This window comes from Pedobacter planticolens (assembly GCF_014172375.1).
GTDB classification, from domain to species: domain Bacteria; phylum Bacteroidota; class Bacteroidia; order Sphingobacteriales; family Sphingobacteriaceae; genus Pedobacter; species Pedobacter planticolens.
Map to the genome: position 1 here is coordinate 1,778,264 of NZ_WNXD01000001.1, position 16,364 is coordinate 1,794,627.

At 36.9% G+C, this 16,364-nt stretch carries 10 protein-coding genes; 8 read left to right on the forward strand and 2 right to left on the reverse strand.

Features of this window, described 5'->3' with window-relative positions; all coding sequences use genetic code 11:
* The first annotated feature begins 1 nt into the window (after nt 1).
* From GM921_RS07275 to GM921_RS07285, 3 genes are all read left to right on the forward strand, one after another.
* Nucleotides 2-319, forward strand: coding sequence for a DUF962 domain-containing protein (locus GM921_RS07275; protein WP_182921929.1), 318 nt, complete (start codon nt 2-4; stop codon nt 317-319).
* Between the two features lie 177 nt (nt 320-496).
* Nucleotides 497-2,770, forward strand: a complete 2,274-nt coding sequence (gene katG / locus GM921_RS07280; RefSeq protein ID WP_182921930.1) for a catalase/peroxidase HPI — start codon at nt 497-499, stop codon at nt 2,768-2,770.
* A gap of 502 nt (nt 2,771-3,272) precedes the next feature.
* Nucleotides 3,273-3,662 carry a GreA/GreB family elongation factor gene (locus GM921_RS07285; protein ID WP_235969792.1) on the forward strand — a complete coding sequence of 130 codons (390 nt, stop codon included), beginning with the start codon at nt 3,273-3,275 and terminating at the stop codon, nt 3,660-3,662.
* A gap of 275 nt (nt 3,663-3,937) precedes the next feature.
* Here the strand turns inward: GM921_RS07285 and GM921_RS07290 are convergent, their stop codons facing one another.
* Nucleotides 3,938-5,122: a proline dehydrogenase family protein gene (locus GM921_RS07290; protein WP_182921932.1), complete on the reverse strand. Its 1,185-nt coding sequence runs from the start codon at nt 5,120-5,122 to the stop codon at nt 3,938-3,940.
* Nucleotides 5,123-5,217: 95 nt separating this feature from the next.
* On the opposite strand from GM921_RS07290, the gene GM921_RS07295 reads away from it, so the two are divergent.
* Genes GM921_RS07295 through GM921_RS07305 form a run of 3 tightly spaced genes read left to right on the forward strand, consistent with a single transcriptional unit; the run spans nt 5,218 to nt 7,419 of the window.
* Entirely contained in the window at nt 5,218-5,424 is a 207-nt protein-coding gene (locus GM921_RS07295; RefSeq protein WP_182921933.1) for an RNA-binding S4 domain-containing protein, read from the forward strand.
* Nucleotides 5,424-6,482 (forward strand): 3-dehydroquinate synthase, encoded by a 1,059-nt coding sequence (aroB, locus tag GM921_RS07300; RefSeq protein ID WP_182921934.1) that lies wholly within the window; start codon nt 5,424-5,426, stop codon nt 6,480-6,482. The genes GM921_RS07295 and aroB overlap by 1 nt, the downstream gene beginning before the upstream one ends.
* Before the next feature lies 1 nt (nt 6,483).
* Nucleotides 6,484-7,419 (forward strand): sterol desaturase family protein, encoded by a 936-nt coding sequence (locus GM921_RS07305; RefSeq protein WP_182921935.1) that lies wholly within the window; start codon nt 6,484-6,486, stop codon nt 7,417-7,419.
* 808 nt (nt 7,420-8,227) lie between these two features.
* Here the strand turns inward: GM921_RS07305 and GM921_RS07310 are convergent.
* Nucleotides 8,228-13,123: an MBG domain-containing protein gene (locus GM921_RS07310; protein WP_182921936.1), complete on the reverse strand. Its 4,896-nt coding sequence runs from the start codon at nt 13,121-13,123 to the stop codon at nt 8,228-8,230.
* Nucleotides 13,124-14,263: 1,140 nt separating this feature from the next.
* Between GM921_RS07310 and GM921_RS07315 the strand changes: the two genes are divergently transcribed.
* Entirely contained in the window at nt 14,264-15,097 is an 834-nt protein-coding gene (locus GM921_RS07315) for a prephenate dehydratase (RefSeq protein ID WP_182921937.1), read from the forward strand.
* 93 nt (nt 15,098-15,190) lie between these two features.
* On the forward strand, nt 15,191-16,327 hold the full coding sequence (locus GM921_RS07320; RefSeq protein WP_182921938.1) for a chorismate mutase: 1,137 nt from the start codon (nt 15,191-15,193) through the stop codon (nt 16,325-16,327).
* The last annotated feature ends 37 nt before the right edge of the window (nt 16,328-16,364 follow it).

Consider the following 16,364-nt stretch of genomic DNA (forward strand, 5'->3'; position numbering starts at 1 on the left):
AATGAGCGAAAAAAGATTTACATCCTTAAAAGAATTCTACCCTTTCTATTTAACGGAGCATAGAAATTTTACTAGTCGAGTTTTACATTTCATCGGAACTGGGTTACTCATTTTATCCTTATTTACTGGCGTATTATTTCACGACTGGCGGTTTATAGTAGCCATTCCTTTTATCGGTTACGGTTTTGCATGGGTTGGTCATTTCTTCTTCGAGAAAAATAAACCAGCTACTTTTCAATATCCATTGTATAGTTTAGCAAGTGATTTTATCCTTTTTTGGGATTTATTAAATGCCAAACAACCGTTTAGAGTCAAATAGTTTTTACCTATACCGCTATAGATAAAAAGCTTTTGCTTTGACAATCCATTCTATATAGATTTGTTTATAACGAGAAATTAATTAACTGTAAATTGAATTTATAGTTGAAATACTTTCGTTAAATTTACTACTAGCTCTTTCGAAAGAATTAGTACCGATAAACAAAAAAATTGAACTATGGAAAACGATCCTAACGACATCAGCAAATGTCCATTTCACAATGGCAGCCTAAAAAGTAATGTAAATAGTGGCGGTACAAAAAACCGCGACTGGTGGCCAAATAAACTGAATTTACACATGCTTCGCCAACATTCTTCTTTATCAAACCCAATGGGAGATGATTTTGACTATGCCAAAGCATTTAACAGCCTAGATTTAACAGCTGTAAAGAAAGATTTGGAAGCACTAATGACCGATTCCCAAGAGTGGTGGCCAGCAGATTTTGGTCATTACGGCGGGTTATTTATTCGCATGGCATGGCATAGTGCTGGTACCTATCGTATAGGCGATGGTCGTGGTGGTGCCGGGCAAGGTCAACAACGTTTTGCACCTTTAAATAGTTGGCCAGATAATGTGAGTTTAGATAAAGCTCGTCGTTTGCTATGGCCTATTAAACAGAAATATGGTAATAAAATTTCTTGGGCAGATTTAATGATCTTAACAGGAAACGTTGCTTTAGAATCAATGGGATTTAAAACTTTTGGTTTTGGTGGCGGACGTGCAGATGTATGGGAAGCCAGCGAAGATATTTATTGGGGTTCTGAAACCACTTGGTTAGGTAACGATGATCGCTATTCGAGAGGATCAGAAGGTGTTGCAGGGCATGGCGTTTTAGTTGCTGATGAAGATGCGGACGGGAGCAAACATTCACATGATTTAGAAAAACCATTGGCAGCTGCTCACATGGGTTTAATTTATGTAAATCCTGAAGGGCCAGATGGTAATCCAGATCCAATAGCTGCAGCAAGAGATATTCGTGAAACTTTTGCACGTATGGCAATGAATGATGAAGAAACCGTAGCTTTAATTGCTGGTGGACATACTTTTGGAAAAACACATGGTGCTGCACCTTCAGATCATGTAGGTAAAGAACCTGAAGCTGCAGGTATGGAACAACAAGGTTTCGGCTGGAGCAATAATTATGGTACTGGTAAAGGACCAGATGCAATTACGAGCGGATTAGAAGTAACTTGGACAACCACTCCTACACAATGGAGCAATAACTTTTTCGAGAACTTATTTGGTTTTGAATGGGAGTTGAGCAAAAGTCCAGGCGGAGCACATCAATGGGTGGCAAAAACTACAGAAGAGATTATTCCGGATGCGTACGATGCTTCTAAAAAACATAAACCTACCATGCTTACCACCGATTTATCGTTAAGATTAGATCCGGCTTACGAAAAGATTTCTAGACATTTCTTAGAGAACCCTGATCAATTTGCAGATGCATTTGCTCGTGCTTGGTTCAAACTAACACACCGTGATATGGGACCTCGAGAACGCTATTTAGGTCCAGAAGTACCTGCTGAAGTATTGCTTTGGCAAGATCCAATTCCAGCCGTTGACCATAAATTAATTGATGATACTGACATTGTTAGTTTAAAAAGCACAATTTTAGCAAGTGGTTTATCTGTCTCTCAATTGGTTTCAACCGCTTGGGCTTCGGCATCTACTTTCCGTGGTTCTGATAAACGTGGAGGAGCAAATGGGGCTCGCATTCGTTTAGCACCTCAAAAATATTGGAAAGTAAATAATTCAGCTCAGCTTGATAAAGTGTTGAGTGCTTTAGAACAAATCCAAAAAGACTTTAATAGCGCACAAACTGGAGGTAAAAAAGTTTCCTTAGCAGATTTAATTGTCTTGGCAGGATGTGCAGGTGTAGAAAAAGCAGCCAAAAGCGCAGGTCAAGATATTACTGTTCCTTTTACTCCTGGTCGTATGGATGCCTCACAAGCAGAAACCGATGTAGAATCTTTCAGTGCAATGGAACCAATAGCAGACGGTTTCCGTAATTACCAAAATGCAAATTACAGAATTTCTACAGAAGCACTGTTAGTTGATAAAGCTCAACTATTAAACTTAACTGCTCCCGAAATGGCTGTGTTAGTTGGCGGCTTACGTGTATTAGATACGAACTTTGATCAATCTAAAAATGGCGTATTTACAAATAAACCTCAAACATTAACTAACGATTTCTTTGTGAATTTGCTAGATATGAATACGGCATGGAAATCTACCGACAAATATCAACAAGTGTTTGAAGGCAGAGATAGAAAAACAGATGAACTAAAATGGACTGGAACTCGGGCCGACTTAGTATTTGGATCTAATTCTGAATTGAGAGTAATAGCCGAGGTTTATGCTAGCAGCGATGCAAAAGCTAAATTTGTAAACGATTTTGTAGCCACATGGGACAAAGTCATGAACTTAGATCGTTTTGATTTAGTATAGTATTAAAATAAGCACTTTGTCAATCTTATACAGATTGACAAAGTTTAAGATTTACTTTTGCCAAATACTTCAAACTTTGACAATCTAAAAAAAGATTGTCAAAGTACATACAATATAAAATCCCATGCTAATTCGATTAGCTGGGATTTTTTGCTTTATCTTAATTAGGTCAATTCTGCATTTATATTTTGAATTATCAATATTCAAAGGCATATTTGCTACATGCATACCCTAAAACAGTTGTTTCTTAACCTCATTTTCGCCTTTAACAAAAGGCAAGTGCTGGCGTATGCTGTTTTAAATAGCACATTATCGCGAACAAATTACGCGATAGGCTTTACTTTCCAAACTACAAGTAAAGACTTTATTAAGTAACCCCGGGTTCTATTCAACCTTCTTTTTTAACTCGGGGAAATAAGTATTACTTATTCATTTCTTTTCCTTTTTAATTCAAAACTGCGGCAAAACCGTAGACTTATTTATTTACCTAATTTTTTAGATGATGAAAAAATCAATCCTACTTTCAAAAAGTGATTTCAAATTTTTAAACGAACATTTTGAAAAAGCAATCATGAGCGATTACAACAAATCTCGATTGAGAGCTGAAATTAAAGATGCTACTATTTTTAATGACGAAGATTTACCTGCTAATGTTGTTTCGCTACATACCGAAGCCACTATTGTAAGTACAGCCGACCATAAAGAGTTCGTTTTTAAAGTGGTGAAACCCAAAGATGCAGACATTAAAGTTCAGAAAGTATCCATATTTGCGCCTATCAGTATTGCGTTATTAGGTTATCAAACCAATGATTTAATTAATTGGGAAATGCCCGATGGAATTAAAGAATTTAAAATATTAAAAGTAAGACGACTTACAGCTTCAGAAAGCTAAATCAATTGATATTGAATTATGTATAAGCCTGTGTTCACAACTGAAATTATTGATTGAGCGCAGGTTTTATTATTTTTACAGCGTGAAAACCGAGAAATTAGAAAACATCAAAAAATGGAGCAAAAAGCTCGGCTTTTGGGGCTTTCTATTTTTCTTTGTTAAAGGATTAGTTTGGCTAGCTATTGGGTATTTTGCACTTAAATGATAAGTGAACAATGATTAGCTAACATACGATAGGCGCTCAGTCTTTAATCTTTACTCTTTTGTCCTTGTTCTTACAACCTTCTCCTAGCTTTCTCTTTACTAATTAAACCCAATTCTCTACCTGTTTGTCCAGCAACCGAAGTATTTTCTTGAGCTCTTCTAAATAAATAAGGCATTACTGCTTTAATAGGGCCATAAGGCACATATTTAGCTACATTATAACCAGCATCAGATAAATTGAAACTTAAATTATCACTCATACCTAATAACTGTGCAAAATAGGCATGCGGATGGTTATGTGGAATATTATTTTCATCCATCAACTCTGTTAACAAACGAGAGCTTTCTTCATTATGCGTACCACAAACAAATCCAATTTGATCTATATGTTGTACGCAAAACCGTAAACTTTCATCGTAATCTTTATCAGTAGCAGCTTTATCAGGTTGTATTGGCGATGGATAACCCATTTCTGCTGCACGTTTACGTTCTTTTTCCATATACGCACCACGCACCATTTTCACACCCAAAATAAATCCTGTTTCTTTAGCAATTAGGTAATCCGCTTTTAAATCAGCCAATTTATCATGGCGATATAGTTGATACGTATTGTAAACAATCAACTTTTCTTTATTGAATTTGGTCATCATTTCCAATGCCAATTCATCAATTGTATATTGCACCCAGCTATCTTCCGCATCAATCATTACTGGAACTTGCTTATCAAATGCAGCCTGACAAATTTTTTCACAACGAGCTTTTACTCTTGCAAATTCTTCAGTTTCTGTAGCTGTTAATGCTTGTTTGGCATCTAATTTCTCCAATAAAGCAAATCGGCCAATGCCAGTAATTTTAAAAACGGTAATCGGCACTCTTGGATCTCCATCTGCTCTATTTATCGTTCTAATAATTTCTTCACATGTAAAATCGAAAACTTCTTCCTCATCTTCTCCTTCAACAGAGTAATCTAAAATAGTTCCAACGTGCCCCAAACTCAACTGTTCAATGGTATGTTCGCATTCGTTGATGGTTTCTCCACCACAAAATTGTTTAAAAATGGTAGCCTTAATTGCGCCTTTAATCGGAAAACCAATATTCAACAAGAAATTAGTAATCGGCGGACCAACCTGAGTTAAAAAATTACTGCTAATGATTTTAAACAGCCAATAAGCTTGGTTTAATTCACCGTTGGTTTTGTTGCGAAACGCGATTTCAGTATTGTCAAAATTGATTTTTTTTCTGGGCGATAGTTCCATTTTAATGTTTTGGTTAGTCAGAAGAGTGCAAAAATATAAATTACAACCATTGTTAAGGCAAAACACTTTATAAATAATTGTAAATTTGCACCACAATGATAAAATTCAAACTCGAAGGCGAATTTATTCCGCTAATTGCACTCTTAAAAGCAACCGCATTGGTACAAAGTGGTGGCGAAGCACAAACCGTTGTAGAAGATGGTTTGGTAAAATACAATGGAGCCGTAGATTATAGAAAACGTCTTAAAGTTCGCATTGGCGATAAAATCGATTTTATGGGTAAAATAATTGAAGTAATTTAATGGAACCTATAAAAAACGCCGATCATTTTATTTATTTCGAAACAGGTTTAAGCCCGTTGAAAGAGCTTTTAGACCAAAATAAATACAGTAAAGTATTTGTTTTTGCAGACACCAATACAGCCGAATTATGTTTGCCTACGTTTAGATCTTTTTTAGATGATTTAGAAGATTTCGATATCATAGAAACCGACCCAGGTGAGGAAAATAAAAACATCGATTTCTGTATCGGTATTTGGAAAACCCTATTAGATTTTGGTGCCGATCGTAAATGCCTGATGATTAATTTAGGTGGTGGCGTAATTACCGATATGGGTGGTTTTGTAGCCTCAACCTATAAAAGAGGGATAGATTTTATCAATATTCCAACTACACTCCTTTCTCAAGTTGATGCTTCCGTTGGCGGTAAAACCGGAATAGATATCGATAATGTGAAGAATATGGTGGGCACTTTTAGTTTACCACAAGCTGTTTTTATCGAAAATACTTTTTTAACCACGCTCTCTAAAAGAGAACTGTTATCAGGCTTTGCCGAAATGATAAAACATGGTTTAATTAAAGATAAAGCCTATTACGAGCGTTTAAAAACAAGTAATTATGAAGCTTTAATTCCAGAAGAAATTTACCGTTCTATCCAAATTAAAAACGAAGTAGTTACCGAAGATCCTTTAGAAAAAGGCTTGCGTAAAATCTTAAACTTCGGTCATACTATAGGCCATGCCGTAGAAAGTTATGCCTTAACAAATAGCAAAAAACCGCTAACTCATGGCGAAGCAATTGCAATTGGTATGGTTTGTGAAGCCTATTTATCTGCAAAATACTGCAATTTAACAGCCGATGAATTAACAGATATTACTACATACATCTGTTCTATTTATCCAAAATATAACATAAAAGAAAAAAGCTTTGATACACTTTTAGAGTTAATGCAAAGCGATAAAAAGAACGAAGACGGGCAGATTATGTTCTCGTTGCTAGATAAAATTGGGCAGTGCACATTTAACTGTCGTATAACAACGGCTGATATTTTAAGCAGCTTAACATACTACAATAATTTATAAAATGAAGTTTACCGGAAGCGATATTTCTGTAGGTGGTTTATTCGGTTTTGTAATCGTTTTAACCTTGGTTGAAATGTATATTAGTTACGTACACGATAAAAAAATATACACCAAACGCGATACTTGGACCAACATTTACTTAATGACCGTTGCTGTGGTGATTAACCTATGCATGAAAACTGCAACCTTCTTTTTGTTAGCATATTGCTATCAATTCAGGTTATTTCAAATCTCAAATATCTGGGTTTATTGGGTAGTTTTAATTCTAGCGCAAGACTTTTTATATTGGTTTTTACATACCGTAGGGCATTATGTACGCTTTTTTTGGGCAATGCATGTTACCCATCACTCCTCAGAACATTTCAATTTAACTACCGGTTTCCGTTCCACAGTCTTCGAACCTTTGTACCGCGTTTTCTTCTATTTGCCACTCGCTTTTATGGGTTTTACTGCGTTAGATATCCTTTTTGCCTATCTCGTAACTCAAATTTACGGCAACTTAGTACACACACAAGCTATTGCTAAAATGCCTGCTTGGTTCGAATATATTTTCGTAACCCCATCACATCATCGCGTTCATCACGCTAGTAATGTGCGTTATTTAGATAAAAATATGGGCATGGTACTTATTTTATGGGATAGATGGTTTGGTACTTTTCAAGCAGAACTACCAGAAGATGCCATAAAATACGGTTTAACTACACAGCCAAAAGATACTGGCCCAGTTAATATCATCTTCCACGAATTTATTGCCTTAAAAAACGACGTTAAAAAAGCGCCAACCTTTATCGATAAGATAAAATATATGCTAAATCCACCAGGATGGAGCCACGATGGCAGTACAAAAGTTGCTAAAGTAATGCAACAAGAATTACACGAGCAAGAACGAGTAAATCATAAGATTATTCAATCAGATCAGTTTCTAAAACAAGCATAGCTAGTATCGTCAGTACCAGCCGATAGATTAAAAATTAGGTTTTCATTTACGTTCATCATTCCCAACTTGATCCGATAGCTATCGGAATTCACGGGAAGGACGAGCATGCTGGCAGGTTTTTAACATTAAGAAATGAAGAAGAGTTAAGCGGTGAGGTCTTTTTTACACTCGTCATGCTCAGCTTGACTGGGCACCGTAAGGCAATAAGAGGTTTTTACGCATTACGGTTCCCGTTTTCACGGGAAGGACGAACATGGTGGCTGGTTTTTAACATTAAGAAATGAAGAAGAGTTAAGAGGAGTGAGATCTTTTTTTTTGCGCCCGTCATGCTCAGCTTGACTGGGCACCGTAATGCGGAAGTAGGGTTTTAGCCTCACCTTATGAATGTGTGGGTTAAAAGCAGTACCTGTGCTTTCCCTCTCCGATTGGAGAGAGAGGTAGGAACGGTACAACAACCACCGACAATGATAGGGTGAGGTTTTTTTTACGCCCGTCATTGCGAACTGAAGGGATGGTTTGAGTGAGGGGGTGAAGCAATCTTTGTTGAGGGGAGAAATAACCTAACAAGTATGAAAGATTGCTTCGCCTCGATGAAAAATCGAGACTCGCAAGGACGAGCAGGATTGTTGAAAGGACGGAAAACGAGCAACGAAAAACGAATTTAGTAAGGGGTTTTTCACGCATTACGGTTCCCGTTTTCACGGGAAGGACGAGCATGATGGCTGATTAGGGTGACAGCCGATAGCCTAAAAAACAAAAAAGGAGGCCTATCTTAAGCCTCCTTTTTATCATTTTGTTTGGTGTTCTTTTATTCGTTAACAATGGTAATAAAGCTTTTGATTTTGCCAAGCTCTTTTCCAAAATCAATAATGTAGTAATAGGTGTTATTTGAAAGTGGTTTGCCATTGTAAGTACCATCAAAATTATTCTGATAATTCTCACTCACAAAAACAACTCGACCTTCTCTATCTACAATGGTAAGCTTCGCTGTTGGGTACTGGTCTAAACCTTGTATCACCAATTTATCATTTATACCATCTCCATTAGGTGTTAAAATGTTATTGGCAACTAATTTAAATTCATCTGCAGATTTTAGCATAACACTTAAAGCGGCTGGTACAAAACTTACTATATAATTGTTGCCAGCAGTTAAACTTCCTTGCCCAATAGCATAGGTACCAACACTTTCTCCCACAACACGATCTAAGTTTCCAGTGAAAACATCTGTACCTAGTAAAGCTGGGCTATAAATATAAGTCAACACAGGATCAACATCACCAACTTCCTTAGTCATTGCATTGGCCGTAATAGTAATTGGCGCAGGGCTCACAACCAAATTTGCTCCTGCTAGGGTTATGGTATATTTCAGCCCTGCTGTTAAACTGCCTTGACTGATCGCATACATCCCGACATTTTCTCCAACTGCTCTGCTTAATGTTCCACTTAGTGCATCTCCAGGTATAAGACTACCCGAAGTTATGCTATAGGTAAATATAGGGTCAATATCGCCGTAAACTTTTGCTTTTGCATCGGCAGTTAGGGTTAACGGAATTAAATTAATAACAAAACCCGCACTGTTAAACTTCACTATATAATCGTTACTTAACGCCAATGTGCCTTGAGTTATCGAATAACTTCCAGGCACTTCTCCTGCTGTTCTGCTTAACGAAGCTGTAAATACATCGGCACCGATCAGTACTGGTGTGTGAGTATAGGTTAAAGCTGGATCGGCAGCGCCATAGGCTTTATTTTGTGTATTGGCTGTAACATTTATAGTTAGTTGGTTTATAGTAAGCGTTTGGCTTGTTTGCGTCGCCGCAGCATACGTTCCATTACCACTCTGGTTGGCATAAATGGTAACCGTACCTGCATGTAAAATATGAACTTTACCGTTTACAATGGTGGCAATGTTATTATCGCTGCTGGTATAAGTAACTGCAAAGCCCGAACTTGCCATTGCTCCTGCATCAAAATCTGCATCGCCATAGGTTTTATTTCCTAAAGCTGCGAAAGCAATGGTTTGATCGGTTATAGGTACCGACCCAACCTGTGGTGTTGCACTAACCTCGTTAGAATAATCACTTTCATTCCCCGAGGCATCTCTTGCCGTAATGCGGTAATAATAAGTTGTACCGTTGGTTAAGTTAATATTAGTATACGCTAATGCACTTGCGGCAACGTTGGCTATAAAGGTAGTTGGGTTTGGCATTGTACCTGCATATACTTTATATCCAGAAAGATTATTATCTGCAACTGGTTGCCAGGCTAGCTTAACTAGGGCATCTCCTTCATTAACGCTTAAATTTTGTGGTGCTAATGGAGTTCCATCAATTGTTAACGTTGCACTAGCAAAAGGTAAACCTGCCAGTTTATATTGCAAGCCTGTATCATTTATTAAGTTTAACGTTAATGAACCATCATAACCTGCGGGAACATCGAGTGTAACAATCCACGAATTAGGGTCATTTGCATCTACTACTACTGATAAAATTGTAACTCCCCCTACTCCTCCTGTTGTTTGCACATTAAAATTGGCAGCTGTTAAGCCAGTTAAGGTAATTGGAAATTCAACACGATATAATGCGTTACCTGGTGACGGCATTGGGCTTGCCACCAAAAGCTGTATGGCGGTAATACTTGTGGGTATATCCACACTTAATATGTTTCCCACAATAGTTGTGGTCAAATTATCTGAGGCAACTACAGCATAATAATATTTGCCTGGGGTTTGATTTATTAAATCAGCTGAAAAATTTACAAATCCTGCATCTTTTGCTATGCTGGCGACGGGAATTAATGCACCTTTTCCGTTTGCTAAATTTGGCTGTGTACTATACAGTAAATCGGCTAGTACTCCATCTATTTTTGCTTGTACCGAACCGTTTAAAGTTGCACCCCCAGCAACAATATTGGTTGCAAGTAATGTGGTGCCTACTATATTTAGATTAACAGCAACAATTTCGCCATCAAATGGAAGAGTAGTTGTTATTGGTGCCGATAAATTAGTGGCATTAGCTAAGAAAAGTTGAACGGTTCCATCATTATTAACTGAACCTAAATCTACCGTAACTTGCCATAAATTAGCAACAATTGGGTTTTGTTGTACATTACTTATGGTGGCATTGGTTACCCCGCCAGTTTGTGTTACTGCAAAATTAGCAGCAGTAACACCGGTTACTGGTTTTGAAAACTCAACGCTATAAACTACCGTACCATTATCGGTACTGCCCGTATTTGGGTTAGGAGTAATTGTGGTAATGCCAACAACGCTTGCCGAAAACACCTGTGCTCTAACAATTTTGCCTCTAAATTGATTACCAGAACCATCTTGCGCCACTACACGGTAATATAGATCTGCATTGAAATTACTTGTTAAGACATAACTGGCTGTTTTTGTTGAATTTGCAGCAACCTGTTGATTATTTGTCGCACCTACCCAGATAAATGAGCTTAAATTAGGATCGGTACCATACTCAAAACCAACCGAAACATTAGTAGCATAGGTTTCTACATTTCCATAAAAAGCTACACTTGTTTTGGTTAGTATATCTCCTGGTAAAGTTTCTAATTCTACAGGTACTACTATGTTATCTACAGCAACAATTTCACCTGCAAATGGTAAGACATTACTTATTGGTGTAGCTATGTTAGTAGCATTGGCTAAGGAAACTTGAACTGTACCGTTACCAGCAATTGGACCTAATGACACCGCAACCTGCCATAAATTAGCATTAATTGGGTTTTGCAGTACATTGCTTATGGTGGCATTGGTTATACCGCCCGTTTGTGCTAGTGTAAAATTGGCAGCAGTAAAGCCTGTTACTGGTTTTGAAAACTCTACTTTATAATATACTGTACCTGTACTGCCATTATTTGGATTAGTTGAATTTGTGGTAATGCCAACAACTGTTGCAGGTATGATAATTTTAACAATTTCTCCTTTATATTCGTTATTAAAACCATCTGTTGCTACTACGCGATAATATAAATCTGCTGAAAAATTACCTATTAAGTCATATCCCGCATATTTTTCGTTATTTACAAGAACATGTTTATTACTCGTAGCATCTACTGAGGTAAAAGTTGTTAAATCAGGATCGGTACCATACTCGAAACTAACATCAACATCAGCAGTAATAGCTTTTATATTACCATAAAAAGTGGTGTTGGTGGTTGTAGTATTAGTTGCTGATAAAGTTTCTACTTCTGCCGGTGCGGTTTGGTTGTTTAATGCAACAGTTAACCTCGAGTTAGTAGCAATATCGAGAGTTGTTACATCTTGTTTTCCATCTCCATCTATATCTACAGCTGTATGATATCTACCTGCAAGCGGAATATCGAAAAGCACAGCTGGAAAAAATTTCCCTGGAATAGTATTGTTGTTTTTTAACACTGCAAATTTATCAGCACCTCCTGTTGTTAAAGCCACCAAAATATCAGGGTAGCCATCTCCATCAAAATCTGAAAATGATAAATTATCGACGGCCGAACCACCACTATAAATATCTTCTGCTGCAAAATTATCGCCACCTAAATTTAGTTTTACGATTACTTTGTCATTATTATTTCTAAAGATAAGATCTGGAAGATTATCGTTATTTAAATCAGCAACTTTAATCGTATTGTTAGTGGTACTAGTTAAAGAAGATGTATGAACAAAACCAATTTGTCCTGGAGTTGAAGTATTCTTCAAAAAATTATAGTCTTGGCTACCTGACATGTTAATCACCAAATCAGGTTTCCCATCTAAATTTCCTAAAAAATCACCAATGGCCATATAGAAAAAGCCCGAAGCAGTTGGACCAACATCAAAACTTTCAGCAACATCAAATGCCAAATTCCCGTTAATTGAGGTATTTCTATATACAGAAACGGTGTTTACTGGTTTCGCAGCTGTATGCCAATTCATTTTTACCAAATCTAATTTACCGTCGCCATCAATATCTGTGGCTTCTAAGCTTGCGCAAAATTCTCCAGCTCCATTATTAAGTGTTATTTTGTCTTCAAAAGCAATAGGAGCATTTAAAGATGCTGAAGCGTTTAAAAATACATGGATATCTCCAGTTGAAGAATCAACTGAGGCAATATCCATTAAGCCATCTCCAGTTAAATCGGCTACTGTTATAAAATCAGGCAGTGGTGTAGTTAGCGTTATTGGTGCAGCAAAAGAAACTTGACCAACTGATGATGTATTGGTATAGACTCTAATTTCGTCTGCATCTCTAATGGCAACAATTAAATCTATATCTCCATCTCCATCTAAATCTTTTGGGAAAACAATTTTAACTCTTTGAGGGCTTGCAGCACTACTTATTATTTCTTTCTGGTTTGCTACATCGAAAGATATTTGCCCCAAATTGGTATAAGTTAAATGAAAAGCAAAAGAGGTATTGGCAGTTAGCCTAGTGGCTAAATTGGTAACAGAAATTAACTGATTATCTGCTCCTACTGGTGCTACAACAACTAGTTGATTGGCAGATATCACATGATCTACTTGCGCCATTGCTGCTCCAAAAAACACCACATTCATTGCGGGATTTGTACTAAAATTGGTACCCGTTATGGTAACTAATGTACCAACCTTACCACGTAAAGGGCTAATAGTTGTTATTGTAGGTTTCTGTGCGCTAACTTTTAAGGTTAAGCAGAAAAGGAATAAGCAGAGCAAAAGCACTGACAAAAGTTTAGATAAATGTTTTTTCATAAAGTAGCTAATTATTCTATTCGGAAAGCCAATTCTTTTGTAATGATTGAATCCGTAGTAATTTAATTAGCAAAATTATGGTGTTGCCTTATGGGATAAAATCATCTTTTGGGGTAGTATTATGGTAGGCTTAGTTTGTAGAAACTTAAAAGAAGGCAGCTATTTTTTGAGAAACTCATCTATATAGCGAAAAAGCTATAACCTATAATTTTGCTCGTCATCCTCGTGAATCCTAATAACTATCGGGAGGGAATCTTAAAGCGTAAAAATTATCAACTTAGTGCATTATGATGCCCAGTCAAGCTGAGCATGACGCGATAATGTTGAGAACGTGGTGATACTCGTTCACTACGCACTGCTCGTCTTTGCACTCCCAATTTTTCATCGGGAGTGGCAATCTCCACATTCATAATTTAATAGCAGCAATGGGGTTGTACCAACTTAAGGTTTGCTTCGTGTTAAGGTGCTATTAACACCATACTAAGTCCACCGTTAGTCCGCGTTATTAGCTAAAAATGCGGACTATACGCGGACTAACTGCGGACTAACTATTAAGATGACCTAAACTTAACCCTAGTTTGTTTATAGGGTGAGGTTTTCTCTGCGCCCGTCATTCCCAACTCGATTGGGGATCGTAATGCAATAAGAGTCTTTTTTACGCTTTAGGGTTCCCGTTTACACGGGGATGACGAGCATGGTGGCGGGTTTTTAACATTAAGAAATGAAGAAGAGTTAAGGGTGATGACTTTTTTTTGCACTCGTCATGCTCAGCTTGACTGGGCATCGTAATGCAATAAGAGGTCTTTTTACGCTTTAGGGTTTCCTCTCGATAGCTATCGGGATGCACGGGAATGACGAGCATAGTGGTATATATAGAAACCTCACAGATTTTAAAAATTAAAACAATATTTAATTTTGTTCAAATTATTTTCACTTATCTATTGACAAATTAAATTCTGTATTGTACATTTGTCAGCAACAAGAAAAAAATGCAATTAACAAACACATATTACTTTGGTTACTTTTACTATTTTAGTAAGAGCCGGGGCTAGTATGCAAAAAGATAGATAATAATATTGAATGTATATAAAAAGTCCCGGCCTAAAGCCGGGACTTTTTTTGTTTAACGCTTAACGCAAAATGAAAACAAAAACAAGGGTAGCCATACAAGGTATTAAAGCATCGTTTCACGAAGAAGCAGCATTTAAGTTTTTTGGTAGAGATATCGAAACCATCGAATGCAATTCATTTAAACAAACTTGTGAGAGCTTAGAAAATGACAAAGCCGATTTCGTAATTATGGCCATAGAAAACTCTATTGCTGGTAGTTTATTACCCAATTACACCTTAATTAGAGAATATAATTTTGCCATAAGTGGCGAAGTTTATTTACCTATTCAATTGCACTTAATGGCTTTGCCAGGTGTTAAGTTTAAAGATATTAGGTTTGCAACTTCTCACCCTATCGCTATAAGACAGTGTGTCGATTTTTTTGACGACTACCCGAATATTCAAGTCATTGAAAGTAATGATACTGCGGCTTGCGCCAAAAAAATTAGAGACGAGCAATTAACCGACACTGTTGCAATTGCGAATACGTTAGCCGCAGAATTATACGGATTAAACATCATTGAACGTAGAATAGAATCGAACAAGAAAAACTACACTCGTTTTCTAATCCTTCAGAAACAAAAAATAGAAGATACAAAAGAGATTAACAAAGCATCTATTTGTTTCCAAGTTGGCAACCACGTTGGTGCACTTTCTAAAGTATTAAACATTTTCGCAGAGCTGAATGTAAACTTAACTAAAATACAATCGATGCCTGTTTTAGGCAAAAGAAACGAGTACTATTTTTATGTAGATATGGAATGGAGTAACATGGAAAATTACGATACCGCCATTCGCAAAGCCTTAAAATATACCGTAAACTTTAACATTATGGGCGAATACGTGAAAAACGACACCGTTTAAAACAGTCCGAAAGTCCGGAGACGGAAAGTCCGAAAGACATTTCTAAATACTAATTACTATATACTAAATACTTAAAAAATAAAATCCCAAAAAATGAAATTACAATTAAACATCCAACCTTTAGATAGCTGGATAAACATCAAAAACGAACCCTTACTAATTTCTGGTCCTTGTAGTGCAGAAACTGAAGAGCAATTATTAACCACTGCACATTTATTAGCAGCAACTGGAAAAGTTAGCGTGTTAAGAGCTGGAATTTGGAAACCTCGTACTCGTCCAGGAGAGTTTGAAGGTATTGGAAGCATTGGTTTAGAATGGTTAAAACGTGCTAAAGCAGAAACTGGTTTACCAACAGCTGTTGAAGTTGCCAATGCAAAACACGTTGAAGAAGCGCTTGCAGCTGGTGTAGATATCCTTTGGATCGGTGCTCGTTCTACTGTAAATCCGTTTACTGTACAAGAAATTGCTGATGCTTTGCAAGGCGTAGATATTCCTGTATTGGTTAAAAATCCTGTAAACCCTGATTTGCAACTATGGATTGGTGCTTTAGAGCGTATCAACAAAGCTGGAATTACTAAATTAGGTGCTATCCACCGTGGATTTTCATCGTACGAAAAAAGTCCTTTCCGTAACGAACCAATGTGGGAATTAGCCATCCAATTAAAAACTTTATGTCCAGAATTGCCAATTATTAACGATCCTAGCCACATTTGTGGTAACCGTGAGTTAATTCCTTACATCGCTCAAAAAGCATTAGATTTAGATATGCAAGGCTTAATGATCGAGTCACATTTAGATCCTTCAATTGCATGGACAGATGCTAAACAACAAGTTACTCCTGCGGCTTTAGCAGAAATGGTGAGCAAATTCTCTTTACGTCAGCCTGAATCTAAAAACGAAGAGTTTACAGATAAATTAGCTGATTTAAGAAAAGAAATTGATAAAATCGATGATTTAGTAATTCAGAAATTAGCTGAACGTATGAGCATCACTCAAAAAATTGGTGAATTTAAAAGAGATAACAAAGTAACTATTTTACAAGTTAACCGTTGGGATGAAATCATGAAAAAACGTACTGCATTTGCAAAAGCGTTGAAATTAGATGTAAACTTTACGGAGAAATTTTTAGAATTGGTTCACGGTGAATCTATCCGCAGACAAACAGAAATTATGAACGCTGGCAAAGCCGAAGCAGGAATTGCTGCAGAAGCACATACAGAAGTTAAATAGTCATTAGTTCATTGGTCAATTGTTCATTAGTTCAATT

Bases quoted from the DNA above. Each gene is read 5' to 3' on its own strand.
- GM921_RS07285 (WP_235969792.1), top strand. From the start codon at position 3,273: ATGAAAAAATCAATCCTACTTTCAAAAAGTGATTTCAAATTTTTAAAC.
- GM921_RS07310 (WP_182921936.1), bottom strand. From the start codon at position 13,123: ATGAAAAAACATTTATCTAAACTTTTGTCAGTGCTTTTGCTCTGCTTA.
- GM921_RS07320 (WP_182921938.1), top strand. From the start codon at position 15,191: ATGAAATTACAATTAAACATCCAACCTTTAGATAGCTGGATAAACATC.
- GM921_RS07315 (WP_182921937.1), top strand. From the start codon at position 14,264: ATGAAAACAAAAACAAGGGTAGCCATACAAGGTATTAAAGCATCGTTT.
- katG (WP_182921930.1), top strand. From the start codon at position 497: ATGGAAAACGATCCTAACGACATCAGCAAATGTCCATTTCACAATGGC.
- aroB (WP_182921934.1), top strand. From the start codon at position 5,424: ATGGAACCTATAAAAAACGCCGATCATTTTATTTATTTCGAAACAGGT.
- GM921_RS07295 (WP_182921933.1), top strand. From the start codon at position 5,218: ATGATAAAATTCAAACTCGAAGGCGAATTTATTCCGCTAATTGCACTC.
- GM921_RS07290 (WP_182921932.1), bottom strand. From the start codon at position 5,122: ATGGAACTATCGCCCAGAAAAAAAATCAATTTTGACAATACTGAAATC.
- GM921_RS07275 (WP_182921929.1), top strand. From the start codon at position 2: ATGAGCGAAAAAAGATTTACATCCTTAAAAGAATTCTACCCTTTCTAT.
- GM921_RS07305 (WP_182921935.1), top strand. From the start codon at position 6,484: ATGAAGTTTACCGGAAGCGATATTTCTGTAGGTGGTTTATTCGGTTTT.